We start from the raw sequence: 25,380 nt of genomic DNA on the forward strand, positions 1-25,380 counted from the left end.
GGCTTGCTCGCGAATGCAGTGTGTCAGTCACCAGATGTATTGACTGATCCACCGCATTCGCGAGCAAGCCCGCTCCCACACACGCCCGTCCACCCTGTATTTTCGGTGCTTTATTGACCTGTCCACGCCGCCACAAACGGTGCCAGGTCTTCTTTCGGCGCGGTGCGCGGCGGATTTTGTGGGGTGCCCAGGTAGAGGAAGCCAATCACTTCCTCATCCCCCGTCAAACCCAAACCCTTGGCAACGTGTGCCGAGTACGACAACTCACCGGTGCGCCACACCGCGCCGATCCCCTGGGCGTACGCCGCCAGCAGAATCCCGTGGGCCGCACAGGCCGCTGCCAGGCGCTGCTCAGACTTCGGCACCTTGAAGTGTTCTTGCAGGCGAGCAATCACCACCACCACCAACGGTGCACGCAGCGGGCCGGCCTGGGCCTTGTCGATAAACGCCTGGGGCGCATCGGCGTCTTGCAGGCGGGCGGCTTCGGCCAGCAGCGTGCCCATGCGCTCACGTGCCGCACCTTCCACCGTCAGGAAGCGCCAAGGCCGCAACTGGCCGTGGTCGGGCGCGCGCATGGCCGCGGCGAACAGCAGGTCGCGCTGCTCCTGGGTCGGTGCCGGGTCCAGCAGTCGCGGCACGGAAACACGGTTGAGCAAAGCGTCGAGAGCCTGCATTGGCCACCTCCAGAGAAAAATGTGCGGTCATTCTAGCGGGAATGAATCAGATACCACCAAACGATAATTGCTCTTATTCAATCCGCCCTGCCCTGTTAGACTTTGCGGCCTTATTTTCAGCCTCCTTTCAGGAAACCTGATGCCCCGCTCGCCCCTTCGCCTGTCTGCACTGTTGATGGCCCTAAGCCTGAGTGCCTGCGATGACGCCCCGCGATTCACCAAGGCTGAGCCTGGTGAAGCAAGGGCGGGTGGCGCGACAACCGTGCGTAAGACCGACCAGAACGCCTTCTCGCTGCCCTCGGCCAACCTGTCACCCACCCGGCGCCTGGACTTCAGCGTAGGCAACAGTTTCTTTCGCAGCCCCTGGGTGATCGCACCGTCTACCACCACCGCCCGCGATGGGTTGGGGCCGCTGTTCAATACCAACGCCTGCCAGAACTGCCATATCAAGGATGGTCGTGGCCATCCGCCGTTGCCCGATGCGCCCAACGCGGTGTCGATGCTGGTGCGCCTGTCGATTCCGGATGCGCCACCGTATGCCAAGGTTATCGAACAACTGGGTGTAGTCCCCGAGCCGGTCTACGGTGGGCAATTGCAAGATATGGCCGTGCCCGGCGTCGCCCCGGAAGGCAAAGTGCGGGTCGACTACACGCCGGTCAACGTCAGCTTCAAGGACGGCACCGTCGTCGAGTTGCGCAAGCCGGCGCTGCAAATCACCCAGCTCGGCTACGGCCCGATGCACCCCGACACGCGCTTCTCGGCCCGGGTTGCACCGCCGATGATCGGCCTGGGGCTGCTGGAAGCGATCCCGGACGCCGACATCCTACGCAACACTGAGCCGAAAACCGCCGATAAGGAAGCCATCGTCGGACGTGCGAATTGGGTCTGGGACGACGCGCAACACAAAACCGTGCTCGGTCGATTTGGCTGGAAAGCCGGGCAACCGAACCTCAATCAACAAAATGTTCACGCGTTCTCAGGTGATATGGGCCTCACCACGACCCTGAGACCGTTCGATGACTGCACCGATGCACAAGTGGTCTGCAAACAGGCGCCCAATGGCAATGGCCCGGATGGCGAGCCTGAAGTCAGCGATAACATCCTGCGCCTGGTGCTGTTCTATACCCGCAACCTGGCCGTCCCGGCCCGCCGCGACGTCAACGCGCCGCAGGTGCTGGCCGGGAAAAACCTGTTCTACCAGGCCGGTTGCCAGGGTTGCCACACCCCGCAATTCACCACGGCGCCCACCGCCGCTGAACCTGAATTGGCCAATCAGGTGATCCGCCCCTACAGCGATTTGCTGCTGCACGACATGGGCGACGGCCTCGCCGATAACCGCAGCGAATTCAAGGCCGGTGGCCGCGACTGGCGCACGCCGCCGTTGTGGGGCATTGGCCTGACGCAAGCCGTCAGTGGCCACACCCAGTTCTTGCATGACGGCCGCGCCCGCAACCTGATGGAGGCCGTGCTGTGGCACGGCGGTGAAGCCCAGGCGGCGCAGCAACATGTGTTGTCGTTTAATGCCGAACAGCGCGCTGCGTTGCTGGCGTTCCTGAATTCTTTATAAGCTTTGTCCTAATTACAGAAGGGAGCTCGACATGTTCCGTCCCAAGTTGTTGTTCACCAGCCTGGCCGCCCTGGCCCTCGGTGCGTGCTCGCCCCAGGACCCGCAAGCGGTGACCTCGGCGGCCATCGCCAAGCAAGTGATCCTGCCGACCTACAGCCGCTGGGTTGAAGCCGACCGCCAACTGGCCGTCAGCGCCCTGGCCTACTGCCAGGGCAAGGAAAGCCTGGAGACCGCCCGCGCCGACTTCCTGCACGCGCAAAAAGCCTGGGCCGAGTTGCAACCGCTGCTGATCGGCCCGCTGGCCGAGGGCAACCGCTCGTGGCAGGTGCAGTTCTGGCCGGACAAGAAAAACCTGGTGGGCCGTCAGGTCGAGCAACTGGTGACCGCCCAACCGCAGATCGATGCCGCCGCACTGGCCAAATCCAGCGTCGTGGTGCAAGGCCTGTCGGCCTATGAATACATCCTCTACGACGCCAAGACCGACCTCGCAGACGAGACGCAAAAAGCCCGTTACTGCCCGCTGCTGGTGGCCATTGGCGAACGTCAGAAACTGCTTGCCGAAGAAATCCTGTCGAGCTGGAACAGCACCGACGGCATGCTGGCGCAGATGACCAAGTTTCCTAACCAGCGCTACGCCGATTCCCACGAAGCCATCGCCGACCTGCTGCGGGTTCAAGTGACCGCACTGGACACCCTGAAGAAAAAACTCGGCACCCCGATGGGCCGCCAGAGCAAGGGCATCCCGCAGCCGTTCCAGGCTGATGCATGGCGCAGCCAGTCGTCCCTGCAAAGCCTGGCTGCCAGCCTGGCTGCCGCCCAGACCGTCTGGGTCGGCGTCGACAACAAAGGCCTGCGCGGCCTGTTGCCTGCCGACCAAAAGCCGTTGGCTGACAAGATCGACGCGGCTTATGCCGCCTCCCTGAAACTGTTCGCCAGCAACCAGCGTACGCTGAATGAACTGCTGGCCGACGATGCCGGGCGCCAGCAACTCAACGATATCTACGACAGCCTCAACGTGGTCCACCGCCTGCACGAAGGCGAGCTGGCCAAGGCGCTGGGCATCCAACTGGGCTTTAACGCCAACGACGGTGACTGATGATGCTCAGGCGACAGGCTTTGGCGATCGGCAGCGTGCTACTCAGTGCGATAACCCTGGGTGGCTGGACGCTGTTCAAGCAGAAGGGCAAGAGCCCGCTGCTGCTCTCGGCGCGTGATGACAGTGATGGCAAGCATTACGCCGTCGGCTTCCACCTGGACGGCAAGCAGGTGTTTGCGACCCAGGTTGGCCAGCGCTGTCACGACATCATCAACCACCCGATGTTGCCGATTGCGTTGTTTGTCGCCCGCAGGCCGGGCACCGAGAGTTATCTGATCGACCTGCGTGACGGGGCGCTGCTGCAGACCATCACGTCCAAAGCCAATCGCCACTTTTATGGGCATGCGGTGGTTCACAAGGATGGCGAGTGGCTGTATGCCACGGAGAACGACACCTCTGATCCGGGTCGCGGTTTGCTGGGGGTGTATCGGTTTGAGGGTGAGCGGTTGGTGCACACCGGGGAGATTTCTACCCATGGGATTGGGCCGCATCAGGTGTCGTGGATGCCTGACGGTGAGACGCTGGTGGTGGCTAACGGCGGGATTCGCACCGAGGCTGAGAGCCGGGTCGAGATGAACCTGAACGCCATGGAGCCGAGCCTGGTCTTGATGCAACGTGACGGTACGTTGTTGAGCAAGGAAACCTTGGGCCAGCAGATGAACAGCGTGCGGCATATGGGGATTGCCAGTGACGGCACGATCCTCGCCGGGCAGCAGTTTATGGGGCCGTCTCATGAGCGCTCGGAGTTGCTGGCGATCAAGCGACCGGGGCAGGCGTTTGTGGCGTTTGCGGTGGCGGATGAGCAGTTGCAGGCCATGGGTCATTACACCGCCAGTGTGGCGGTGCACAGTGAGTTGCGCCTGGTGGCGCTGACGGCGCCCCGGGGGAATCGGTTCTTTATCTGGAACATGGACAGCGCGCAGTTGCTACTGGACGGGCCGTTGCCGGATTGTGCCGGGGTGGGCGCGGTGACGGATGGGTTTGTGGTGACTTCGGGGCAGGGGCGTTGCCGGTTTTATGATTGCCGGCAAGTGCCGTTGGTGGCTAAGCCGCTGGAGTTGCCAGCGGGGCTTTGGGATAACCATCTGCATCTGGTTTGATGGGGGCATATCGGTTATTTGGGTTATGGCCGCTGTTGAGGCCGTTACCAAATAACGGATATGTACCCCGATCAGCCCTTGCCAGCCTCACTGATAATCTGCCGAATCGCCCCGACAAACGCCTCAGCCGGCTGCCCACCACTCACCGCATATTGATCATTGAACACGATGGTCGGCACCGAAGTCACCCCGCGAGACACCCACAGCTGCTCCTGCTCCCGCACATCAGCCGCATACTCATCCGAAGCCAGAATTTCCTCCGCCCGCCCACGATCCAGCCCAACATCCTCGGCAATCGCCGCCAACGTCCCATGATCAGACGGATTCTGCTGATCCGTAAAATACGCCTTGAACAGCGCTTCCTTAAGGTTGTACTGCAACCCCTCAAGCCCCGCCCAATGCAACAAACGATGCGCATCAAACGTGTTGTAGATACGGCTCTGCCCATCGGTACGAAACGCAAACCCCAACTCCGCGCCCATGTCACGAATGCGCGCGCGGTTAGCCTGGGACTGCTCAGCCGTGGAGCCATACTTTTCAGTGATGTGCTCGGTAATGTTCTGGCCTTCAGGAACCATGTTCGGGTTCAGCTCAAAGGGCTGGAAATGAATCTCGGCCTGCACCTCCGGACCCAGCTGGTCCAGGGCTTCGGTCAAGCCACGCAGGCCGATGATGCACCACGGGCAGGACACGTCGCTGACGAAATCGATTTTCAGGGGAGTACTCATGACTAGGCAACCTCGCTGGCATTAAACGCCGGAAAGGCCCCACGATACACCCCACCAAGCCCTTACAAAACCTTCGAAGGCGCCACCGGGTCTATCTGCGCCCAGTGCGCCGCATCCTCGCGATGCTCTTGCAGATACGGCAACACCGCCGCCAGCAATGGTGCCTTGAACGCCTCTTGGAAACGATGGGCCAGGCCCGGTATCAGCCGCAACTGGCTGCCCTGGATGTGCGCCGCCAGGTGCACGCCATGCATCACCGGCAACAGCGGGTCGGCGGTGCCATGCACCACCAGGGTCGGCACCCGCAGTTGGTTCAGCAGCGGCACCCGGCTGGGCTCGGCGAGGATCGCCATGATCTGGCGCTTTACGCCGTCGGGGTTGAACGCTCGGTCGTAGGACTGCGCCGCTTGTTGCAACAGCACCTTGCGATCATCTTTCACATAAGGGCTGCCCAGCGCCGCCAGCAGGTCGGCCTGTTGCTCCAGGGCCACTTCGCGATTGGGCGCGCTGCGCCGTGACAACAGTTGCACCAGCGCCGCATTCGGTGCCGGCAGGCCTTCGGCGCCGGAGCTGGTCATGATCAGGGTCAGGCTTTCCACCCGTTGCGGTGCCATGGCCGCCAGGTGCTGGGCGATCATCCCGCCCATGCTCGCACCCAACACGTGGAATTGCTGGATGTGCAAGCCGTCCATCAAGCCCAGCGCGTCGTCGGCCATGTCGGTCAGGGTGTAGGGCGCCGAAACCGGAAGGCCGAGTTTGTAGCGCAGCACTTCAAAGGTCAGGTTGGCGCTGGCAGGCGCCTGGCGCCAGGTAGACAGGCCAACATCGCGGTTGTCGTAACGGATCACTCGAAAGCCTTGCTCACACAGGGCCACCACCACTTCGTCCGGCCAGTGAATCAACTGCCCGCCCAGGCCCATCACCAGCAGCAAGGCCGGGTCGGAGGCACGGCCAATGCTCTGGTAGGCCAGGCTCACCTGTTCCAGATCGACCCGTTGAGTTGGGACATTTACATCACATCGAGAAGCCGCAAAGGACGGCAGGCCGAACAAGAGAGCGGCCATGAAAAGCAAAACGCGCATGAAAAACACCGAAACGCAGAACCCCAGTAGAGCGCGAGTCTGATGAAGTTTGTTCAAGCGCGCTGCCACAGTTGCGTGACAGTTTGATGAAGAGTGCCCAGCGGTCAGTGTCGACAGTCACGCCAACATGAGACAAACTCACCACATCTGAATTTTTCACAAGTTATATTCATGGAGAGCCCGTGCTCGAAATCCGTCACCTCAAGACCCTGCACGCCTTGCGCGAAGCCGACAGCCTGGTGGAAGCCGCTGAACGCCTGCACCTGACGCAATCAGCGCTCTCCCACCAGTTCAAGGAACTGGAAGAGCGCCTGGGCATGCAACTGTTCGTGCGCAAGACCAAGCCGCTGCGCTTCACCAGCGCCGGCCTGCGCCTGCTGCAACTGGCGGACGCCACCCTGCCCTTGCTGCGCGGCGCCGAGCGTGACATCGCGCGGCTGGCCGGCGGTACCGCCGGGCGTTTGCACATGGCGATCGAGTGCCACAGCTGCTTTCAGTGGCTGATGCCGACCATCGACCAGTTTCGCGATGCCTGGCCCGAAGTTGAACTCGACCTGGCCTCCGGCTTCGCCTTCGCCCCGCTGCCAGCATTGGCCCGCGGCGACCTGGACCTGGTGGTGACATCCGACCCGCTGGAGCTGCCGGGCATCACCTATGTGCCGCTGTTCACCTACGAAGCCATGCTCGCCGTGGCCAATCAGCACCCGCTGGCGCACAAACCGTACATCGTGCCTGAAGACTTGATCAGCGAAACCTTGATCACCTACCCGGTGGAGCGTGATCGCCTGGACATCTTCACCCGCTTCCTGGAACCGGCCGACGTGGAACCGGCACAGGTGCGCACCTCGGAACTGACGGTGATGATGATGCAGTTGGTGGCCAGCGGTCGTGGAGTGTGCGGCATGCCCCATTGGGCGCTGCATGAATACAGCTCCCGGGGTTATGTAAAGGCCAAGCGGCTGGGGGAGAAAGGTCTGTTTGCCACGCTGTACGCCGGCATCCGCGCCGACATGCTGGATGCGCCGTACATGCGCGACTTTTTGCTGACGGCCAAGGACACCTCGTTTTCGACCCTGGATGGGGTCAGCGCGGTTCGCTGATCAAAGGCCTGGATAATCCTGTGGCAAGAAGCCTTTTTGTGGTGAGGTTTTTTTTGTGGTGAGGGGGCTTGTCCCCCGTTGGGCTGCGTAGCGGCCCCAAAAAAAGCGGGAGCGCTGCGCACTCCAACGGGGGACAAGCCCCCTCACCACAGGACAAGCCCCTCATCCCTGATCAGGCGGTGGTCAGCGAAGCGCGATAGAACGGCAGGATCCAGTCCCGGGTCAGCGGTGCCAGAAATAAATCGCCGTCGCCCGCCGGGTCGATCCAACGCACCTCTTCAATCTCGGCGGCCGGTGTCACCGGTACGTCGATGTACACCTGGAACAACTCGGCCTGCACCACAAACCCCGGCTCGTTGGCCGCCGGGGCCGAGAATTGGCCCAGGTATACCGCAGCCGCCGGATCAATCCGTAGGCCCAGCTCTTCGTGCAGTTCACGGGCCAACGCCTGCGCAGGTTGCTCGCCAGCGTCGATCTTGCCGCCCGGCTGCATGAAGGCCTGGGTGCCGCGCTTGCGTACCAGCAAAGTCTGGCCATCGCTGCCGATCAGCAGGGCGGCGGCAATGCGAATGGTGGAGGTCATGGGAGGGTCGCCTTCAATACAAAGGCGCAAGGATCCCATGAACCCGCCTCAACTCGAAAGCAGCGCCTCATCCGGCTCCTTGATAAACACGCTGTACTTCGCCCCTTCCATCGCCTCGAACGCAATCAGCTTGTCCACCAGCGGCAGGTTCAACACCTTGCCGGCGTTGAGCAGCAGCATGCCGTTGTCGGCGTTGAGGTTGCGCGCCAATACCATGCCTTCGGCCAGTTCGCGGGTGGTCAGGACCTTCACCGTCGGGTCGCCCAACGTCACGTCGCTGAGGAACGCGGCGCAGGCATGGATGAAGTCTTCCACCATGTCCGGGTCGTAAAGGCGCCCGCCGTATTTGCGGATGTAGAGCAGCGCTTCGTCGCTGTTCATCTGCCGCTCAAGGATCAGGCCGCGTTGCAGTTCGATGAAGTCCACTGCCAGCTTTAGCAGGCGCGAGCCGAATGGAATCGCGTCGCCCTTGAGGTGGTCGGGAAAGCCGGTGCCGTCCCAGCGCTCCTGGTGATGGCGAATCAGGCGCGCCGCATCTTTCATCGGCTCCAGGGTCATCAGCAACGATTCGCTCTGGGCCGGATACGCCCGGTAGCGTTCACGGTCGGTGCTGTGCAGCAGGTCAGCGGGCGACACCATCATGCTGTCGCTCCAACTCAGCTTGCCAATGTTGTAGAGCGCGGCGGCCATGGTCAGGTCGCGTGCGCTGGCTTCGTCCATCGGCTGGAACTTGCAGTACACGCGGATCAGTTCGATCAACTGGCGGTTGGTCTGTTTTTCCTTGGGCAGCCGCAGGTTGGCCAGCAGCGAAAACACCTCGGTGCCGGTCACGTAGCTGCGCTTGAGTTCGTCGTAGGCCAGGTCGAGCATGTCGGCGGTTTGCTGCAACTCGGAGGTGCGCGCCACCACGCGTTTTTCCAGGGTGGCATTGAGGGCTTTGAGCTGGTCGTTCTGCTCGCGGGTCAGCTGTTCAAGGCGCAGCCGCTCGCGCTCGGAATGCTGGTGCTCCAGGGACTGACGCAAGGTCAGGAGCATTTCCTCATCATTCCAGGGTTTGCTGATGTAGCGGTGGATCTGCCCTTCGTTGATCGCCTTGATCATCATGCTCATGTCGGCGTAGCCGGTCAGCAGGATGCGCGTGGTGGCCGGGTACAGCCGGTGGGTCTCGGCCAGCAGCATCGCGCCGTCCATGGCCGGCATGCGGGCGTCGGTCATGACCAGGTCGATGGGCTGCGCGGCCATGATCTCCAGGGCCTGGGCGCCACTGCCGGCCAGCAGCACGTCATAAGGTTGGCCACGCAGCAATCGGCGCAGGCTGTTGAGGATCGATTCTTCGTCGTCGACCAGCAAAATCGTGGGGGTGTAGGGGGAAGTCGTAGCAAGTTGCTCATCCATGGCGACACCTCCTCTCAATGACACAAAATTGCACCATTGCGCCCCTCTCATCATCAATCGCTGTACTTGCAGGTGCATTGAGCGCTAGATGAATGCGGGGTAACTGGCGTTGATTTGACGCCAACTGGCCGACTTATTCAAGGGAGCCAACTATGCTTGTGGCAAGAAGCCCATGACCGCCCCTGTTTACCGATGGACTCAAGGTAAGGAAGCCACATGCGCCAGAATATGCAGTTGAGCGCCTCCCGGAACCACTCGTGAACCCGCGCTCCGCACGGGCCAATCGGCGGATCCTGATCGTCGACGACACCGCGTCGATCCACGAAGACTTCCGCAAGATCCTCGAAGCCGACGCCAACGGCGTCCAGTCCCTGGACAGCATCGAGGAGACCCTGTTCGGCACCGCCCCGGCCGTGCGCCAGACGTTCCTGCTGGACTCGGCCTACCAGGGCCAGGAAGCGCTCGAACTGGTGACCAAGGCCCTGGCCGCCGACACGCCCTACGCCCTGGTATTTATCGACATGCGCATGCCGCCGGGCTGGGATGGCCTGGAGACCATCGAACAGCTGTGGGCCGTCGACCCCCACCTGCAAATCGCCTTGTGCACGGCCTACTCCGACTATTCCTTCGAAGCCATCGAAGCGCGCCTCAAATACGACGACCAACTGCTGATCCTGAAAAAACCCTTCGACAACCTCGAAATCCGCCAGATGGCCAGTGCCCTGACCTGGAAATGGCAGTTGGCACAAGATGCCGCGCTCAAGCTGATGGGCCTGGAACGCACGGTAGAGGAACGGGTACAGGAACTGCTCAAGGTCTCGCACCTGCTGCAATACGACGCCCTCACCGAACTGCCCAACAGCACGCTACTGGGCGACCGGCTGACCCAGGCCATCGCCGTGTGCCGGCGCCACGACACCCAATTGGCCGTGATGTTTATCGGCCTGGACCGCTTCAAGCGCATCAACAATGCCCTGGGCCATCCGGTGGGCGATGAAGTGCTCAAGCAAGTCAGCCAAAGCCTGGTGACGACGGTGCGCGAGTCGGACTCGGTGTTTCGCTACGGCTCCGACGAGTTCGTGCTGATCCTCAACGACGTTCACCACCCCCAGCAAACCCAGCACATTGCCGAAAAAGTCCTCAAGGCCGTCAGCCACACCCGCTACGTGGCCGGCCACGACCTGAGCGTCACCGCGAGCCTGGGCATCAGCATTTACCCCAACGACAGTTTCAGTGCCGTGGAGTTGATCAAGAAAGCCGAAACCGCCATGCACGCCGCCAAGGACCACGGCCCGAATGACTTCAACTTTTTCATCGACGACATGAACCTGCGCGCCCAGGAACAACAAAGCCTGGAGACAGGGATTCGGCTGGCACTTCAACGCAATGAATTTGTCCTGCACTACCAGCCGAAACTGGACTTGAACACTGGGCGTATCGTCGGCGCGGAAGCCCTGATTCGCTGGCACCAGCCCGGTCACGGTTGGGTCTACCCGTCGGCTTTTATCCCGGTGGCCGAAGACAGCGGCCTGATCGTGCCCCTGAGCCAATGGGTGCTGGGCCAAGCCTGTGAGCAAGCGCAAGCCTGGCAGGCAGCGGGCCTCACGCCGATCTGCATTTCAGTGAACATCTCGGCCATCGACTTTCGCCAGCGGGACTTTGTCGCCAACCTGGCGACCATCCTTGAACGCACCCGCCTGACGCCGGGCTTGCTGGAGCTTGAGATTACCGAAAGCGTGCTGATGCAAAACGTCGAGGACACCCTGACCACCCTGCGGGCGATCAAGACCATGGGCGTGCGCCTGGCGGTGGATGATTTCGGCACCGGCTATTCCAGCCTCAGCTACCTGCGGCGGTTTCCCATCGATGTGCTGAAAATCGATCAATCGTTCGTTCGCGGCTTGAGTAAAAACCCTCAGGACGCGCAACTGATCAGCGCGATCATCAGCCTGGGTAAAAGCCTGGACCTGAACATCATTGCCGAAGGCGTGGAGACGGTTGAGCAACTGGATTTCCTCAAGGCCCTTCAGTGTGAAGAGGGCCAGGGTTTCCTGTTCAGCAAGGCCGTGGCCGCCGACGAATTCGCCCAGCTGATACAAGCCGGGCGACGCACCCTGATGCCCAACCCATAACCTTCGGCCCCTAAGGAATCATCGCTTGAGCGACGCCACGCTACGCTACGTTCACCGGTCCTTACGGGCGCCCGGGCTCGCCATCACGTTTTGGCTGGCGACCTGCCTGCCGGTGATGGCCGCGCCGCTGGATGAGCCCCTCAAACCGCTGCCGCCGGTACCGCAGTTGGATGCAGCAACCGTGGAACTGGGGCGTCAGTTGTTCAATGAGACACGGCTGTCGGTCAACAACACCAAATCCTGCGCCAGCTGCCATGACCTGCAAACCGGCGGCGTCGACAACCGGCCGTTCTCCCCAGGCTTCGACGGCAAGCCGGTGGCGCTCAACACCCCGACTGTGTTCAACGCCAGCCTGAACTTCAAACAGTTCTGGAACGCGCGGGTCGACACGCTGGAGGCGCAAGTCGAACAGGTGGTCAGCAGTCCCATGGAAATGGGCAACGACTGGAAAACCGTGATCCAGACCCTGTCGGCACTGCCCCATTACCAGGCCACGTTCCAGCAGGTCTACCCCGACGGCATCACCCCCGCCAACGTGCAAAATGCCCTGGCGACGTATGAACGTACCCTGCTCACGCCCAATTCACGCTTCGACCAGTACCTGGAAGGCAACACCGACATCCTCACCATCAAGGAAAAATACGGCTACCAGCGCTTCAAGGAGTACGGCTGCATCGCCTGCCATCAGGGCGCCAATATCGGCGGCAACATGTACCAGAAGTTCGGCGTGATGGGCGACTACTTCAAGGCCCGCGGCAACCCCACCGAAGCCGACCTGGGGCGCTACCTGCTGACCAAGGACGAGGAAGACCGCAACGTGTTCAAAGTGCCCAGCCTGCGCAATGTGGCAGTCACCGCCCCGTACTTTCACGACGCCTCGGCCAAGACCCTGGAAGATGCCGTCGACGTGATGTTCAAGTACCAGTTGGGGCGCATTCCCTCGACTGAGGACAAGACCCTGATCGTGCTGTTCCTGAAAACCCTGACCGGCGAATGGGCAGGCAAACCGCTATGAAACTCTCACGCCGCGCCACCCAGTTCATGCTCAGCGGCATGACCGTGATACTCGCCTCGACCCTGGTGTTCCTGTACCTCAAGTCATCGAGCGACCAGACCACCTACACCGAATCCCGCGACCTGATCCGCGAAATCAAGCAATTGAACTCACAATGGGACAGTGAAGTGCTCAAGGCCAGGATTGCCCTGACCCACAACTACGACCCGCTGGTCGCGCCCCTCAACGAGATGAACAGCCTGTGGGCCCGCCTTGAGCACCGCGAGTCGCAAAACCCCCACGAAGACCCGCCCCGCTGGAAAGCCAGCCAGGAAGCCTATCGCCAGGCGATCCAGGAAAAGGCCCGGCTCGTGGACCAGTTCAAGTCCCACAATGCCGTGCTGCGCAATTCCCTGGCCTTCCTGCCCACCGCCGAAGACGATATCCAGGCGCAGTTCCTGGCGCTCAACGACGCCGACAAACTGCAGCAGCAAAGTATCGCCACCGACACCTACGACGTGCTGCTCAGCAGCCTCGAATTCGCCCAGGTGACCAGTGACGACAAGGCCGCCGACATTCTGGTGGGCCTGAATAAACTGGCGATCAACAAACTGAGCCTGCCCGAATCGTTCCAGGTGCCGGTGGAGGTTCTCAGCAACCACATCTCGCTGATCCTGCGGGAGCAGCCAGTGGTCAACGACCTGCTCGAACGCATCGCCGCCGTGCCGCTGGCCGAACGCCTGGACGACCTGAACAACCAGCTCAACCAGGACCAGGCGGCGGCCGACCTGCTCGACCAGAAATACCACCGCTACTTGCTGGTGTTTTCGACCTTGCTGGTGGCGCTGCTGCTGTACCTGGCGATTCGCCTGTTGCGCAGTTTCGCCGAGATCAACCGCGTCAACCGGGCCTTGCATGTGGTCAACGAAAACCTGGAACAACGCGTCGAGGAACGCACCCGGGAACTCAAGGATGCCCAAAGTGAGCTCATGGACAGCGCCCGCCAGGCCGGTATGGCGGAAATCGCGACCAACGTGCTGCACAACGTCGGCAACGTGCTCAACAGCGTGAACATTTCCGCCGAGCTGGTGACGCGCAAGTTACGCACCAGCAAGGCACTGGGGCTGGGCAAGGCCATGCAGTTGTTCAACGAACATCGCCATGACCTCGGCACCTTTCTCACCGAGGATGAAAAAGGCAAGCTGCTGCCCGGTTACCTGAACCAGTTGGTCGAGGCCATCGCCGTGGAACAACAGGGCCTTACCGAGGAGCTGGCGCAACTGAGCAAAAGCGTCGACCACATCAAGGACATTGTTTCCACCCAACAGTCCTACGCCGGCGCATCCACACTGCTGGAGCCGGTGCATATCAGCGCCTTGATGGAAGATGCCTTGCGCATGAACTCCGGGGCGCTGAGCCGCCACCATGTGACGGTGGTCAAGGACTACCACGATGTGCCCGAGATCATGGCCGACAAGCATCGGCTGCTGCTGATCCTGGTCAACCTGATCAGCAACGCCAAGTACGCGATGTCCAACCTCACCGACCGCACCCGACAAATGACCCTGACCGTGCTGCCGCTGGACGACGGCACCTTGCAGATCAGCGTCAAGGACGAAGGCGAAGGCATACCGGCGCAAAACATGACAAAAATCTTCACCCACGGTTTTACCACCCGCAAGGAAGGCCACGGCTTTGGCCTGCACAGCTGCGCCCTGGCCGCCCTGGAAATGAAGGGCCGCCTGACCGCCCACAGCGACGGCCCGGGCAAAGGCGCGCTGTTCACCTTGCACATCCCCCTTGATCCCGCACGGACATGAGCATGAATCAGCCACCGAACCGGCGAATTTTATTGATCGATGACACCCCGTCGATTCACCAAGACTTTCGCAAGATTTTGACGCCGTCCGTGGACGCGAACCTGGAACTGGACGAGATGGAAACGGCGCTGTTTGGCGACAGCGTCAAACCCCAGGCCCAGGCCTTCGAGCTGGATTCGGCCTACGGTGGCCAGGAAGGATTGCAGTTGCTGTGCCAGGCCATGCAACAAGAGCGCCCCTACGCCCTGGCCTTTGTCGACATGCGCATGCCCCAGGGTTGGGACGGCGCGCAAACCATCGAAGAGCTTTGGAAAGTCGACCCGCAGTTACAGGTGGTGGTGTGCACCGCCTACTCCGATTACTCCTGGGAAGAACTGCTGTTTCGCTTGCAGGCCCATGACCGCCTGCTGATCCTGAAAAAGCCCTTCGACAACATCGAAGTCCAACAGATGGCCAACACCCTCGCCGCCAAATGGGACATGGCCCGGCGCTCGTCCCTGCAAACCAGTCACCTGGAGCATTTGGTAGAGCAGCGCACCCAGGCATTGACCTTGACCAGCCAGGCACTGCAACTGGAGATCGATGAGCGCAAGCAACTGGAAAGCCAATTGGTGCAGTCGGAAAAACTCGCGTCCCTGGGCCAGCTCGCGGCGGGCGTGGCCCATGAAATCAACAACCCGGTGGGGTTTATCTCCTCCAACCTGAGCACCCTGGACGGCTACTTCAAACAGTTGCAGCAGATGCTCGACGCCTACCAGCAGGCCGAAGAAGCCCTGGCGCCCGGCGAATGCCTGGAGCAACTGCAACGCCTGCGCAAAACCATGGACCTGGATTTTCTCAAGGAAGACATCCCGATTTTGATCCACGAGTCCAAGGACGGTATTGGCCGCGTGGCGCAGATCGTCAAGGACCTGAAGGACTTTTCGCGGGTCGACAACGACGAGAAATGGCAGTGGGCCAACCTGCAACAAGGCATCGACTCCACCCTGAACATTGTCGCCAGCGAACTCAAGTACAAGGCCGATGTGGTCAAGCATTTCCAGGTGCTGCCGGACATTGAATGCCTGGCCTCACAGCTCAATCAGGTGGTGATGAACCTGGTGATCAACGCCGCCCAGGCCATGGGCCCGGAACGCGGCACCATCACCCTCAGCACCGGCGTGGAGGGCGACAAGGTCTGGCTGGAAGTGGCGGACACCGGCTGCGGGATCGCGCCGCAGAGTGTGCAGAAAATCTTTGACCCGTTCTTCACCACCAAACCGGTGGGCGAAGGCACAGGCCTGGGCCTGTCACTGTCGTACGGGATTGTGAAGAAGCATCATGGGACTATTTCGGTGAGCAGCGAAGTGGGCAAGGGCACGACGTTTCGGGTGGTGTTGCCGATTCGCCAGACGGCAGATCCCCTGTAAAGGCAAACCTCTACAGGGGACAGGCTCAGGCTTCGGCGTTCTTCGGGCTCGAACCCAACGACGCGCCCGAACGAAAGCCTGTTGAAATAACAATAGACCCCGAGCTTCTATGCGGCTTCCTGGAAGTCCATTTCCGGTGGCTGCCGGGAGAAGCCCCGCGTCAGGAAACCCAGGTACACCAGGCCAATCGCCAACCAGCTCAGGCCCAGGTAAATCGCCAGGTGATCGAGGCTGACCATCAGCCATAAATCCGCCACCAGGCCGATAGTCGGGAACACCAGGAACAACACATGCTCACGCAGCCCGCGCTGCTGGGCACCGATCCAGTAGTGGAAGATTACCGACAGGTTCACCAGGCTGAAGGCCAGGAATGCGCCGAAGTTGATGAACGAGGTAGACGTGGTGACGTCCAGTTTCAACGCCAGCAAGGCGACCACGGCGCACAGCAGGATGCTGTTCACGGGTGTACCAAAGCGCGCATGCAAGGTGCCGAAGAACGACTTGGGCAACACCCCGTCGCGGCCCATCGCAAACAGCAACCGCGAACCGCTGGCCTGGGCCGACAGCCCCGAGGCGAACTGGCCGACGATCAGGCCGATCAGGAAGATCGACACGAACAGGTCGCCACCAATGTTGCGGGCGATCTCGTAGGCCGCCGAGTCCACGTCGGTGAATTCGAACGACGGGTGGGCGATCTGCACGAAGTACGACACACCGACGAAGATCAAGCCGCCGATCAGGGTGATCAACATGATCGCCCGGGGAATGGTGCGGCGTGGGTCGCGGGTTTCTTCGGTCAGGGTGCTGACCGCGTCAAAGCCCAGGAACGAATAACAGGCGATCGCCGCGCCGCTCATGATCAGTGGCATTTGCATCTGGCCGTTGAAGAACGGGGTGATGGTCCACAGCGGCTTGCTGGCGTCACCGCCGATGTAGTGGATGCACAGCGCGACGAAGGCGATCAGCACCAGGAACTGCACCAGCATCAGCAAGGCGTTGATGCCGTTGGCGAGTTTCAGGCCGACGATATTGATCGCGCTGGTGACGCCGATAAACGCCAGCACCCAGATCCATTGCGGTACGGCAGGGAACGCCGAATGCAGGTAGGCCGCGCCGATCAGCCAGATGGCCATGGGCAGGAACAAGTAGTCAAGCAGCACGGCCCAGCCGGCGATAAATCCCAATTTCGGGCTGATTGCCTTGCGCACATAGCTGTAGGCGGAACCGGCCACCGGGAACGCCGAGGCCATGCGGCCGTAGCTCATGGCGGTGAAGAACATCGCCACCAGGGCGGCCAGGTAAGCGGCCGGGACCATGCCGGCGGTGGATTGCGCCAGGATACCGAAGGTGCCCAGGACAATGATCGGTGTCATATAGGCGATGCCAAACAGCACCACCGACCCTAACGACAGGGTGCGTTGCAAACGAGCCATGAGCGATTCTCCGCGCGATTATTAGATTTATGGCAGAACTGAAGTCGGTGCAGCGAAAGCAATAATTTTTATGGTTGACGCGTTTTTTTGAATGGGTGCAACTGTTGTGGTGATTACAGCTGTTGTGGCGAGGGAGCTTGCTCCCGCTGGGCTGCGCAGCGGCCCCAAAATCTTAGGGCCGCTTCGCGCCCCAGCGGGAGCAAGCTCCCTCGCCACAACAGCGTCCGTGCCACAAGATCGGTGTCAGTTTTTGGGGATCAACAACTCCCGCGTACCGTCCTCGCGCTCAATCACCTCCCCCGGCAATTTCAAGCGCTGATCATCCAGGTAGCGATAGTCCTGTCGCGCCGCCGCCAGTTGCCCAAGGTCCAGTTCAACGCTGAACTGCCCTTCCACGCGCCCGGCTTCAAACAGCAGGGCGCCAAACGGGTCCACCAGCGCACTGCCACCGGCAAACATCAAACCGTCATCACCCTCTTCCACCCGGTTGACCATCAGCGCAAACGCCTGGTTTTCCTGGGCGCGGGCCATGATGGCGGTGCGGTGGGTCGGGCCGTACGGGTCCATATTGCCGTTGGTGACGATCAACACTTCAGCGCCCAACTGCGCCAGGGCGCGGGCGGTTTCCGGGAATTCAATGTCGTAGCAGATCAACAGGCCCACGCGCACACCGTTCCACACGCAGGTGGCATAGCGGTCGCCCGGAGTGAACACGCCACGGTCCGAGGCCCAGAGGTGGGTCTTGCGATAACGCAGGGCGATGCCTTCGGGGGTGATCATCAAGGTGGTGTTATAGAATTGGCCCGCGTCGTTCTCGGCCATGCCGATGACAACAGCGATATTGCGCGCCCGCGCGGCCTGGATAATCGCCTGCACGGTCGGGCCATCCACCGGCTCGGCCACATCGGCCACGGTGCTGGACGTCGGGAAGCCCATCAGGTGGGTTTCCGGGAAGACGACCAATTGGGTATCCGCCGCACACGCAGCAATCGCCGCCAAAGCGCGCTCAAGGTTGTAAGCTGTGCCGTTATCGCGGCCTGCCAGCTGGGCAAATTCGACCTTCATGGTGTGTCCTGTTGTTTTATCTGTGGCGCAGTATGCGCAGGGCGCAACCACTCGGGAAATCACGCAGCCGGGTTAACCCTATGGGGGTAGATGCATGACATTGTCGCTGGAAGACATCGCCTGGCACCGTTCGGTGGGGCAAATGATAGACGCCCTGGACCAGCCCAATTTCTGGACGCAGCTTGTCCGGTTGCTGGACCAGTACGTGCCGTTCGACAGTTGGGTGGTGTTGCTGTTCAGCAGCGAGCACAAGCCCCTGGTGTTCGCCGAATGCCCCGGGCAAGACGGCGAGCCGGATCATCTGTTCCAGGATTACCTCAACGGCTTGTACCTGCTCGACCCCTTCTACATCGCCAGCCGCGAACACTCGCGCACCGGGCTGTTTCGCCTGGCCGAAGTGGCGCCGGAGCATTTCGAGCTGACCGAGTATTACCAGCGCTACTTCCGGCTGAACGTGGTGGCCGATGAAATCCAGTTCAATTGCCAGCAGCCGGACGGGCGAACCTTATGCCTGTCCCTGGGCTCCAAACAGCGCTTTGCCCCGCAGCAGATTGCCCTGCTATCGCTGATTCAGCCGTGGGTGCTGAGCTTGCTGCGCCAGCGCCTGCCCCATGAACTCAACCAGGTGAGCGCCCCGCAGGCGCCGATTCAGAACGATGGCTGGGGCGCGCAACTTACCGCGCGGGAGCTGGATGTGGGCCGTTTGATGCTCAGTGGTTGCTCCAGCAAGGAAATCGCTCGTAAGCTGGAAATCTCTGTTGAAACCGTGAAAGTCCATAAAAAACACATGTACAGCAAGCTAGGGATCAAATCCCAGTCGGAGCTGTTCTCGATTTTTCTGCAGGCGCAAAACGCCTGAAGAACTCTGTAGGAGCCGGCTTGCCGGCGATGGCGCTCTCTAGGACGCTATCGCTGGCAAGCCGACGCCTACAGTTCCTGATGAGTCCGAACCCAAGGAAACCGTATGAGCCTGTCCTTGTTAAGTCGTTACGCGTTCTTTGCCGTCTGCGTCATTTTCACCCTCGCCAGCATGCCGTTTATCGAACACGAATGGCTGTGGCCGATCGCCGTGGTCACCGGCATCCTTAGCCTGATCGGCATTTTCGACCTGCTGCAAAGCCCCCACGCGGTGCGCCGCAATTACCCGATCCTGGGCAATATCCGTTACCTGGTGGAAGGCATCCGCCCGGAAATCCGCCAGTACCTGCTGGAGTCCGACAGCGACGCCCTGCCCTTCTCCCGGGCCCAGCGCTCGCTGGTCTATTCCCGCGCCAAAAATGAAAGCGCCGACAAACCCTTCGGCACGCTGATCGACGTGTACCAGTCGGGCTTTGAATTCATCGGCCACTCCATGCGCCCCGCGCCGTTGAGCGACCCCAGCGCGTTTCGCGTGATCGTCGGCGGCCCGCAGTGCACGCAACCGTACTCGGCCTCGGTGTTCAACATCTCGGCCATGAGCTTCGGCTCGTTGAGCGCCAACGCCATTCGCGCCCTCAACCAGGGTGCCAAGCTCGGCAATTTCGCCCACGACACCGGCGAAGGCAGCATCAGCCCGTACCACCGGGAAAACGGCGGCGACCTGACCTGGGAACTCGGCAGCGGCTACTTCGGCTGCCGCACCAGCGCCGGCCTGTTCGACCCGGAACGCTTTGCCGTACAAGCGCAGAACCCGCAAGTACGGATGATCGAAATCAAGATGAGCCAGGGCGCCAAGCCGGGCCACGGCGGGATCTTGCCCAAGCACAAGGTCACCAGGGAAATCGCCGAGACCCGCGGCATCATGATGGGCGAAGACTGCATCTCGCCGTCACGCCACAGTGCGTTCTCCACCCCGATCGAGATGATGCAGTTCATCGCCCAGTTGCGTGAACTGTCGGGCGGCAAGCCGGTGGGCTTCAAGTTCTGCCTGGGCCACCCATGGGAATTCATGGGCATCGCCAAGGCCATGCTCGAAACCGGCATCCTCCCGGACTTTATCGTGGTGGACGGCAAGGAAGGCGGCACCGGCGCCGCGCCCGTGGAGTTCACCGACCACATCGGCGTGCCGCTGCGCGAAGGCCTGCTGTTTGTGCACAACACCCTGGTGGGCCTGAACCTGCGGGACAAGATCAAGCTGGGCGCCAGCGGCAAGATCGTCAGCGCATTTGATATCGCAAGCGTGCTAGCCATCGGCGCCGACTGGGCCAACTCCGCGCGGGGCTTCATGTTCGCCATCGGCTGCATCCAGTCGCAAAGCTGCCACACCAACAAATGCCCGACCGGCGTCGCCACCCAGGACCCGTTGCGCCAACGCGCACTGGTGGTGCCGGACAAGGCCCAGCGGGTGTTCAACTTCCACCGCAACACGCTGAAGGCCCTGGCCGAAATGCTCGCCGCCGCTGGCCTCGATCATCCCTCGCAACTGTCGGCCAAACACCTGGTGCGGCGCATGTCGGCCACCGAGATCAAGCTGTTCTCGCAGTTGCATGTGTTCCTCAAACCTGGGGAATTGCTCACCGGCGAAGTGAACGGCGAGTTTTATTCGCGCATGTGGCAGATGGCACGGGCGGACAGTTTTGAGCCGAATGAAATCGCTGCGGCTTAATCTTTTTAACGGAACGATACGATGCTCAAAGTGATTGCCGAAGACTTCATCAAACCCGAACACCTGGACACCGTGCGCCCGTGGTACGCCGAGCTCGTAGAGAAAACCCGCCAGGAACCGCTGTGCATCGCCTACGATTTGTTCGTCGACCAGAAAGACCCCGGGCACTTTATCTTTATCGAGCAATGGCCCGACCAGGCCGCGCTGGATGCGCACTGCCAGACGGAACACTTCACCCGCCTGGTACCGCAGATCAACCAATACGAAGCCAAACCCTGCCGGGTTTTGCTGATGGACGCGTTCTAAACAATCCCCTTTCCCGCTGAACCGGACCACCGAACGGCATCGTTGAAACAAGGAGCTTCACTATGCCGTTACTGGACTTCACCGCCATCGCCGCACAACTGCCCGACACCTGGAAATCCACCCGACTGGGCCAGGTCGGCCCCGCGCGGATCAAGGTGCTGCGCATGGATGCGCAGGCCTACGCAGAAGAAACCCACGACTACAACGAGGGGCTGTTGGTGATCGACGGCCATTTGCGCCTGGCCATCGGTGAGGAGGCAATCGACGTCGGCGCCGGCCAGATGTACCTGGTGCAAGCCGGCATCGCCCACGCCGTACTTGCCGGCAGCCACGGTACGCTGGTGATCATCGATGTTTAAACGCAGCGATGAGACATTCAGTAAAACCTGAGCTTTGCAATTGCTTAAAAATACCGCCAACCTGCGCCCCGCCCGACGTACGGCACGACTAAAGCCGTCGTCCACTTGTCATTACTAAACCCTTTGTTCAAGAGCCCGCTGCCATGCTGAACGGACGCGACCCGCGCATCGATTTTTTTCGGGGCCTGGCGTTGATCTTTATCTTCTGGGATCACGTGCCCCACAACCCGCTCGGCCAGATCACCCTGCGCAACTTCGGTTTCAGTGACGCGGCGGAGGTCTTCGTGTTTCTGGCCGGTTATGCGGCGGTGCTGGCCTACGGCAAGATCCTGCAGCGTGACGGTTACCTGATCGCCTGCGTGAAGATTTGGCGGCGCACCTGGGTGCTGTACGTGGTGCACATCTTCTTGCTGGCGATGCTGATGGGCATCGTGTTCTTCGCCAACAACCATGTGGAAACCCGCGACCTCGTTGAAGAGATGGGCCTGACGCACTTCGTCACCCACCCGCAACAAGCGCTGGTGGATGAGTTGCTGTTGCGCTTCAAACCCAACCTGATGGACCCGTTGCCGCTGTATATCGTGCTGCTGGGCTGCCTGCCGCTGGTGTTGCCGTTGCTGCTGCGCAAGACCTGGGCGGTGGTGGCGGCTTCGCTGACGGTGTACTTGCTGGCACCGCACCTGGGCTGGAACCTGGCGGCGATTGCCGACGGCGTGTGGTACTTCAACCCGGTGACCTGGCAGTTGCTGTTTGTGCTGGGCGGTGCGGCGGCGATTCATGCGCAGCAGCCACGCCCCGCAGAAACCCGTGGGCTGTTGCGTCAGCCATTGTTCGTCGCAGCGGCGGCGTACGCACTGGTCGCGGGGGTTCTCACGATCTCGTGGCGCTGGCCTGAAATCCATGACGCGGTGATGCCCTCGGTGCTCAGTGACCTGCTGTACCCCATCAGCAAGACCGACCTGTCGCCCGTGCGTTTGCTGCACTTCCTGGCCCTGGCCTACGTCACCGCCAAGCTGTTGCCCGGCCGTGGCTGGACGCAAAACTGGCTGGCGCAGCAAACCTGCCGCATGGGGCGTTACTCCCTCGAAGTGTTCTGCCTGGGTGTGCTGCTGGCGCCGTTGGCGGACATGATCAACGCGATCACCGGCGATGCCTTCGCCATGCAAATCTTCACCGCGCTGGTCGGTGCAGGATTGATGGCGCTGCTGGGGGCCTGGCTGGATTTGAACAAGCGGCTCACGCAACCGGCGCGCGTCGCCACCGCCTGAAAAACAAAAAGCCCCGAAAGGGGCTTTTTGTTGAGCGCAGAAAAATCAGCTCGCAGTGCGCACCGCAGCCTGGGTCGGCTGCAACTTGAACACGTAGAACAACACCGTCAGCAGCACCAGGAACGCCGGGCCGACATACAGCGCCACGCGGGTGTCCGGGAAGTACGCCATCAGGCCCACCACCAGCACCAGGAACGCCAGCGCCAGGTAAGAGCTGACCGGGTACAGCCACATGCGGTATTTGAGGCCGTCACGTTCGGCCTGGGTCAGGCTCTTACGGAATTTGAGCTGGGCCAACAGGATCATCAGCCAGGTCCAGATAGCACCGAAGGTGGCGATGGACGTCACCCACACAAAGACTTTTTCCGGGACCATGTAGTTGAGCAGCACCCCCAGCAACAGCACGAAGATCGACAGCAGCAGCGCCTTGCGGGGCACGCCGTTGCTCGACGTGGTACCGAACGTGGCCGGCGCCTGGCCGTTTTGCGCCAGGCTGTAGAGCATGCGCCCGGTGCTGAAGATACCGCCGTTGCACGACGACAACGCCGCCGTAATCACCACGAAGTTGATGATGCCGGCGGCGGTCTTGATGCCAAGGCGCTCAAAGGTCATCACGAACGGGCTGCCCTGGGTGCCGATTTCGTTCCACGGGTAGATGGACAAGATCACGAACAATGCACCGACGTAGAACAGCAGGATGCGCCAGAACACCGAGCCAATGGCACTCGGGATGGTCTTCTGCGGGTTCTTCGCTTCACCGGCGGTGAGGCCGATCATCTCGACGCCCAGGTAGGCGAACATCACCATTTGCAGGGACATCAACACGCCCTGCACGCCGTTGGGCAGGAAGCCGCCGTGGGCCCACAGGTTGGAAATCCCCAGCGCCACGCCGTCGTTGCCGAAACCGAACGCGATGATGCCGACGCCGCCGATCACCATGGCAATGATGGTCACGATTTTGATCAGCGCGAACCAGAACTCGAACTCACCGAACGCCTTGACCGCGATCAGGTTGATGGTGCCCATGCTGACCAGCGCCCCGAGGGCCCAGATCCAGCGCGGCACATCGGGGAACCACACGCCCATGTACACGGCGACGGCGGTGATTTCTGCGACGCAGGTCACCAGCCACAGGAACCAGTAGTTCCAGCCGGTGAGAAAGCCCGCCAAGGGGCCGAGGTAATCCTGGGCGTAGCGGCTGAACGAGCCGGCCACCGGGTTGTGCACCGCCATCTCGCCGAGGGCGCGCATGATCACCAGGATCGCCAGGCCGCCAATGATGTAGGAAAGCATGATTGCCGGGCCGGCCATTTCAATGGCCTTGGCCGAGCCCAGGAACAGGCCGACACCGATACAGGCGCCGAGGGCCATCAGGCGAATATGCCGTTCGCCAAGTTCGCGTTTCAGCGGACCGCCCTGAGCGGTCTCGCCTTGGGGCAGATGATTGCCAGCGGGCATAGGGATACAACCTCGTCTTGTTATTGGATATGAGCCACCGAGTTTGGGACGTCACGGCGGGTGGCCGGGACGTACCGTTGCCGGTTCACCTTTTGGGTAAAACGGTCTGGCCGGGCCAGATCAGCGGGGGTGCAGTATAAAAAGCTAAACCCAGGGGTTTTCACTCTATAAACGGCAAGATTCAGCGGGAACTCGCGGTAAAAGCCCCTTTGACGGAGGAGCATTACCTGTCCAGCGTAGGAATCATCGCCAACAAACGGCGGCGAGTATTGCACGGTAATGGTGCAGCGTCATGCCCCGACCTTTGGTGGATTTACGGAGGTGGGAGGCTCTAGAGCGGCACTTCCTGACGACCAAAAGACCATTGTGGCGAGGGAGCTTGCTCCCGCTGGGCTGCGCAGCAGCCCCAAAGCCTGGGCACGCGGTTTTTCAGTTAGATCGAGGGGAGGTCATTGGGAGTGCTTCGCACTCCAGCGGGAGCAAGCTCCCTCGCCACAGCAAGCTCCCTCGCCACAGTGAGTTTCCAGGCATAGAAATACGTACTCAACAATTCCGGGATCAAGGTCCCTATCAGGCTGCTAGCGTCAATTCATCTGGAGCAACAAGGAATGCAATGGAATGCCAACTCGCCCTCAATCCCATCGCCTGAGAACCGGTAGATTCAGCGAGCCCGGCAGGGCTTATCTGGTGACAGCGGTCGTACACAATCGCCTGCCGCTGTTTGCCGACTTTCGCCTGGGCCGTCTGCTGGTAACAGAGTTCAGGCGCGCCCATGAGCAAAAATGGGGGAGCTCCATAGCCTGGGTCATCATGCCTGACCACTTTCATTGGCTGGTCCAACTTGAGCAACGCAGCCTGCCCCAATTGATGCAAGCGATTAAGTCCCGAAGTACGCACACGATCAACAGGGCAAGGAACAGTAAAGGAGCCTTTTGGCAGAACGGATATCACGATAGGGGAATTAGGGACGGTGAAGATTTGCGTCACCTGGCTAGGTACATCATCGCCAACCCCATCAGAGCGGGATTGGTAGAACGGGCCGGCGACTACCCACTGTGGGATGCCTGTTGGCTATAAGCAGGATAGAAACCACTGTGGCGAGGGAGCTTGCTCCCGCTGGGCTGCGCAGCAGCCCCAAAGCCTGGGCATGCGGTTTTTCAGTTAGACCGAACCAGACGTTTTGGGAGTGCTTCGCACTCCAGCGGGAGCAAGCTCCCTCGCCACAGC

At 61.1% G+C, this 25,380-nt stretch carries 22 protein-coding genes; 14 read left to right on the forward strand and 8 right to left on the reverse strand.

The features are described from left to right. Positions 1-110: 110 nt before the first annotated feature. Positions 111-674 carry a nitroreductase family protein gene (locus CEC48_RS27365; protein ID WP_088426561.1) on the reverse strand — a complete coding sequence of 188 codons (564 nt, stop codon included), beginning with the start codon at positions 672-674 and terminating at the stop codon, positions 111-113. Between the two features lie 139 nt (positions 675-813). Between CEC48_RS27365 and CEC48_RS27370 the strand changes: the two genes are divergently transcribed. From CEC48_RS27370 to CEC48_RS27380, 3 genes are read left to right on the forward strand one after another with little or no spacing between them, the layout of a single operon-like run. Beyond that, the gene (locus tag CEC48_RS27370) at positions 814-2,241 is read left to right on the forward strand and encodes a di-heme oxidoredictase family protein (RefSeq protein ID WP_088426562.1); all 1,428 of its coding nucleotides are present in this window, start codon (positions 814-816) and stop codon (positions 2,239-2,241) included. Positions 2,242-2,272: 31 nt separating this feature from the next. Then, positions 2,273-3,337, forward strand: a complete 1,065-nt coding sequence (locus tag CEC48_RS27375; RefSeq protein ID WP_088426563.1) for an imelysin family protein — start codon at positions 2,273-2,275, stop codon at positions 3,335-3,337. Between the two features lie 2 nt (positions 3,338-3,339). Then, complete coding sequence (locus CEC48_RS27380) at positions 3,340-4,437, forward strand: DUF1513 domain-containing protein (RefSeq protein ID WP_088426564.1); 1,098 nt, start codon at positions 3,340-3,342, stop codon at positions 4,435-4,437. A 71-nt stretch (positions 4,438-4,508) separates the two neighbouring features. On the opposite strand, the gene CEC48_RS27385 is transcribed toward CEC48_RS27380, so the two are convergent. Then, complete coding sequence (locus CEC48_RS27385; RefSeq protein ID WP_088426565.1) at positions 4,509-5,165, reverse strand: DsbA family oxidoreductase; 657 nt, start codon at positions 5,163-5,165, stop codon at positions 4,509-4,511. Between the two features lie 62 nt (positions 5,166-5,227). Beyond that, the gene (locus CEC48_RS27390) at positions 5,228-6,247 is read right to left on the reverse strand and encodes an alpha/beta fold hydrolase (protein WP_088426566.1); all 1,020 of its coding nucleotides are present in this window, start codon (positions 6,245-6,247) and stop codon (positions 5,228-5,230) included. Between the two features lie 182 nt (positions 6,248-6,429). Between CEC48_RS27390 and metR the strand changes: the two genes are divergently transcribed. Further along, positions 6,430-7,347: a transcriptional regulator MetR gene (gene metR / locus CEC48_RS27395; RefSeq protein ID WP_088426567.1), complete on the forward strand. Its 918-nt coding sequence runs from the start codon at positions 6,430-6,432 to the stop codon at positions 7,345-7,347. A gap of 172 nt (positions 7,348-7,519) precedes the next feature. Here metR and CEC48_RS27400 read toward each other — a convergent pair whose 3' ends face one another. Continuing rightward, positions 7,520-7,930 (reverse strand): NUDIX domain-containing protein, encoded by a 411-nt coding sequence (locus CEC48_RS27400; protein WP_088426568.1) that lies wholly within the window; start codon positions 7,928-7,930, stop codon positions 7,520-7,522. A gap of 48 nt (positions 7,931-7,978) precedes the next feature. Then, on the reverse strand, positions 7,979-9,325 hold the full coding sequence (locus CEC48_RS27405) for an HD domain-containing phosphohydrolase (protein ID WP_088426569.1): 1,347 nt from the start codon (positions 9,323-9,325) through the stop codon (positions 7,979-7,981). A gap of 257 nt (positions 9,326-9,582) precedes the next feature. Between CEC48_RS27405 and CEC48_RS27410 the strand changes: the two genes are divergently transcribed. The 4 genes from CEC48_RS27410 (at position 9,583) to CEC48_RS27425 (ending at position 15,680) form a co-directional block, all read left to right on the forward strand. Continuing rightward, a complete protein-coding gene (locus CEC48_RS27410) occupies positions 9,583-11,457 on the forward strand; it encodes a bifunctional diguanylate cyclase/phosphodiesterase (RefSeq protein ID WP_088426570.1) in 1,875 nt (624 codons plus the stop codon). 82 nt (positions 11,458-11,539) lie between these two features. Beyond that, on the forward strand, positions 11,540-12,472 hold the full coding sequence (locus CEC48_RS27415; RefSeq protein ID WP_256579788.1) for a cytochrome-c peroxidase: 933 nt from the start codon (positions 11,540-11,542) through the stop codon (positions 12,470-12,472). Further along, entirely contained in the window at positions 12,469-14,271 is a 1,803-nt protein-coding gene (locus CEC48_RS27420) for a DAHL domain-containing protein (RefSeq protein WP_088426572.1), read from the forward strand. Before CEC48_RS27415 ends, CEC48_RS27420 begins: the two co-directional genes overlap by 4 nt. A gap of 2 nt (positions 14,272-14,273) precedes the next feature. Then, the gene (locus tag CEC48_RS27425; protein WP_088426573.1) at positions 14,274-15,680 is read left to right on the forward strand and encodes an ATP-binding protein; all 1,407 of its coding nucleotides are present in this window, start codon (positions 14,274-14,276) and stop codon (positions 15,678-15,680) included. A 107-nt stretch (positions 15,681-15,787) separates the two neighbouring features. On the opposite strand, the gene CEC48_RS27430 is transcribed toward CEC48_RS27425, so the two are convergent. Continuing rightward, the gene (locus tag CEC48_RS27430) at positions 15,788-17,113 is read right to left on the reverse strand and encodes an APC family permease (RefSeq protein WP_088426574.1); all 1,326 of its coding nucleotides are present in this window, start codon (positions 17,111-17,113) and stop codon (positions 15,788-15,790) included. Between the two features lie 243 nt (positions 17,114-17,356). Continuing rightward, positions 17,357-18,178: a carbon-nitrogen hydrolase family protein gene (locus tag CEC48_RS27435; RefSeq protein WP_088426575.1), complete on the reverse strand. Its 822-nt coding sequence runs from the start codon at positions 18,176-18,178 to the stop codon at positions 17,357-17,359. 94 nt (positions 18,179-18,272) lie between these two features. Between CEC48_RS27435 and CEC48_RS27440 the strand changes: the two genes are divergently transcribed. The 5 genes from CEC48_RS27440 to CEC48_RS27460 all read left to right on the forward strand — a co-directional run bounded on the left by CEC48_RS27440 (position 18,273) and on the right by CEC48_RS27460 (position 22,695). Beyond that, positions 18,273-19,037 carry a LuxR C-terminal-related transcriptional regulator gene (locus CEC48_RS27440; RefSeq protein WP_088426576.1) on the forward strand — a complete coding sequence of 255 codons (765 nt, stop codon included), beginning with the start codon at positions 18,273-18,275 and terminating at the stop codon, positions 19,035-19,037. Between the two features lie 105 nt (positions 19,038-19,142). Then, positions 19,143-20,762, forward strand: coding sequence for an FMN-binding glutamate synthase family protein (locus CEC48_RS27445; RefSeq protein WP_088426577.1), 1,620 nt, complete (start codon positions 19,143-19,145; stop codon positions 20,760-20,762). Positions 20,763-20,783: 21 nt separating this feature from the next. Further along, positions 20,784-21,068: a putative quinol monooxygenase gene (locus CEC48_RS27450; protein WP_003216442.1), complete on the forward strand. Its 285-nt coding sequence runs from the start codon at positions 20,784-20,786 to the stop codon at positions 21,066-21,068. Between the two features lie 62 nt (positions 21,069-21,130). Then, on the forward strand, positions 21,131-21,427 hold the full coding sequence (locus CEC48_RS27455; RefSeq protein ID WP_088426578.1) for a cupin domain-containing protein: 297 nt from the start codon (positions 21,131-21,133) through the stop codon (positions 21,425-21,427). Between the two features lie 143 nt (positions 21,428-21,570). After that, complete coding sequence (locus CEC48_RS27460) at positions 21,571-22,695, forward strand: OpgC family protein (RefSeq protein ID WP_088426579.1); 1,125 nt, start codon at positions 21,571-21,573, stop codon at positions 22,693-22,695. Between the two features lie 45 nt (positions 22,696-22,740). On the opposite strand, the gene CEC48_RS27465 is transcribed toward CEC48_RS27460, so the two are convergent. After that, the gene (locus CEC48_RS27465) at positions 22,741-24,153 is read right to left on the reverse strand and encodes an amino acid permease (protein WP_088426580.1); all 1,413 of its coding nucleotides are present in this window, start codon (positions 24,151-24,153) and stop codon (positions 22,741-22,743) included. 618 nt (positions 24,154-24,771) lie between these two features. Here CEC48_RS27465 and CEC48_RS27475 point away from each other — a divergent pair. Further along, complete coding sequence (locus CEC48_RS27475) at positions 24,772-25,230, forward strand: transposase (RefSeq protein ID WP_088426582.1); 459 nt, start codon at positions 24,772-24,774, stop codon at positions 25,228-25,230. Positions 25,231-25,380 lie beyond the last annotated feature (150 nt).

Origin of the sequence: Pseudomonas sp. K2I15, assembly GCF_002204795.1 — a bacterium.
GTDB lineage: Bacteria > Pseudomonadota > Gammaproteobacteria > Pseudomonadales > Pseudomonadaceae > Aquipseudomonas.

What these genes read in the sequence shown, in the direction of transcription:
- CEC48_RS27440 (WP_088426576.1), top strand. Translation starts at nt 18,273, where the DNA reads ATGACATTGTCGCTGGAAGACATCGCCTGGCACCGTTCGGTGGGGCAA.
- CEC48_RS27375 (WP_088426563.1), top strand. Translation starts at nt 2,273, where the DNA reads ATGTTCCGTCCCAAGTTGTTGTTCACCAGCCTGGCCGCCCTGGCCCTC.
- CEC48_RS27445 (WP_088426577.1), top strand. Translation starts at nt 19,143, where the DNA reads ATGAGCCTGTCCTTGTTAAGTCGTTACGCGTTCTTTGCCGTCTGCGTC.
- CEC48_RS27430 (WP_088426574.1), bottom strand. Translation starts at nt 17,113, where the DNA reads ATGGCTCGTTTGCAACGCACCCTGTCGTTAGGGTCGGTGGTGCTGTTT.
- CEC48_RS27475 (WP_088426582.1), top strand. Translation starts at nt 24,772, where the DNA reads ATGCCAACTCGCCCTCAATCCCATCGCCTGAGAACCGGTAGATTCAGC.
- CEC48_RS27465 (WP_088426580.1), bottom strand. Translation starts at nt 24,153, where the DNA reads ATGCCCGCTGGCAATCATCTGCCCCAAGGCGAGACCGCTCAGGGCGGT.
- CEC48_RS27400 (WP_088426568.1), bottom strand. Translation starts at nt 7,930, where the DNA reads ATGACCTCCACCATTCGCATTGCCGCCGCCCTGCTGATCGGCAGCGAT.
- CEC48_RS27450 (WP_003216442.1), top strand. Translation starts at nt 20,784, where the DNA reads ATGCTCAAAGTGATTGCCGAAGACTTCATCAAACCCGAACACCTGGAC.
- CEC48_RS27370 (WP_088426562.1), top strand. Translation starts at nt 814, where the DNA reads ATGCCCCGCTCGCCCCTTCGCCTGTCTGCACTGTTGATGGCCCTAAGC.
- CEC48_RS27455 (WP_088426578.1), top strand. Translation starts at nt 21,131, where the DNA reads ATGCCGTTACTGGACTTCACCGCCATCGCCGCACAACTGCCCGACACC.
- CEC48_RS27365 (WP_088426561.1), bottom strand. Translation starts at nt 674, where the DNA reads ATGCAGGCTCTCGACGCTTTGCTCAACCGTGTTTCCGTGCCGCGACTG.
- CEC48_RS27460 (WP_088426579.1), top strand. Translation starts at nt 21,571, where the DNA reads ATGCTGAACGGACGCGACCCGCGCATCGATTTTTTTCGGGGCCTGGCG.
- CEC48_RS27390 (WP_088426566.1), bottom strand. Translation starts at nt 6,247, where the DNA reads ATGCGCGTTTTGCTTTTCATGGCCGCTCTCTTGTTCGGCCTGCCGTCC.
- CEC48_RS27425 (WP_088426573.1), top strand. Translation starts at nt 14,274, where the DNA reads ATGAATCAGCCACCGAACCGGCGAATTTTATTGATCGATGACACCCCG.
- CEC48_RS27405 (WP_088426569.1), bottom strand. Translation starts at nt 9,325, where the DNA reads ATGGATGAGCAACTTGCTACGACTTCCCCCTACACCCCCACGATTTTG.
- CEC48_RS27385 (WP_088426565.1), bottom strand. Translation starts at nt 5,165, where the DNA reads ATGAGTACTCCCCTGAAAATCGATTTCGTCAGCGACGTGTCCTGCCCG.
- CEC48_RS27380 (WP_088426564.1), top strand. Translation starts at nt 3,340, where the DNA reads ATGCTCAGGCGACAGGCTTTGGCGATCGGCAGCGTGCTACTCAGTGCG.
- CEC48_RS27435 (WP_088426575.1), bottom strand. Translation starts at nt 18,178, where the DNA reads ATGAAGGTCGAATTTGCCCAGCTGGCAGGCCGCGATAACGGCACAGCT.
- CEC48_RS27420 (WP_088426572.1), top strand. Translation starts at nt 12,469, where the DNA reads ATGAAACTCTCACGCCGCGCCACCCAGTTCATGCTCAGCGGCATGACC.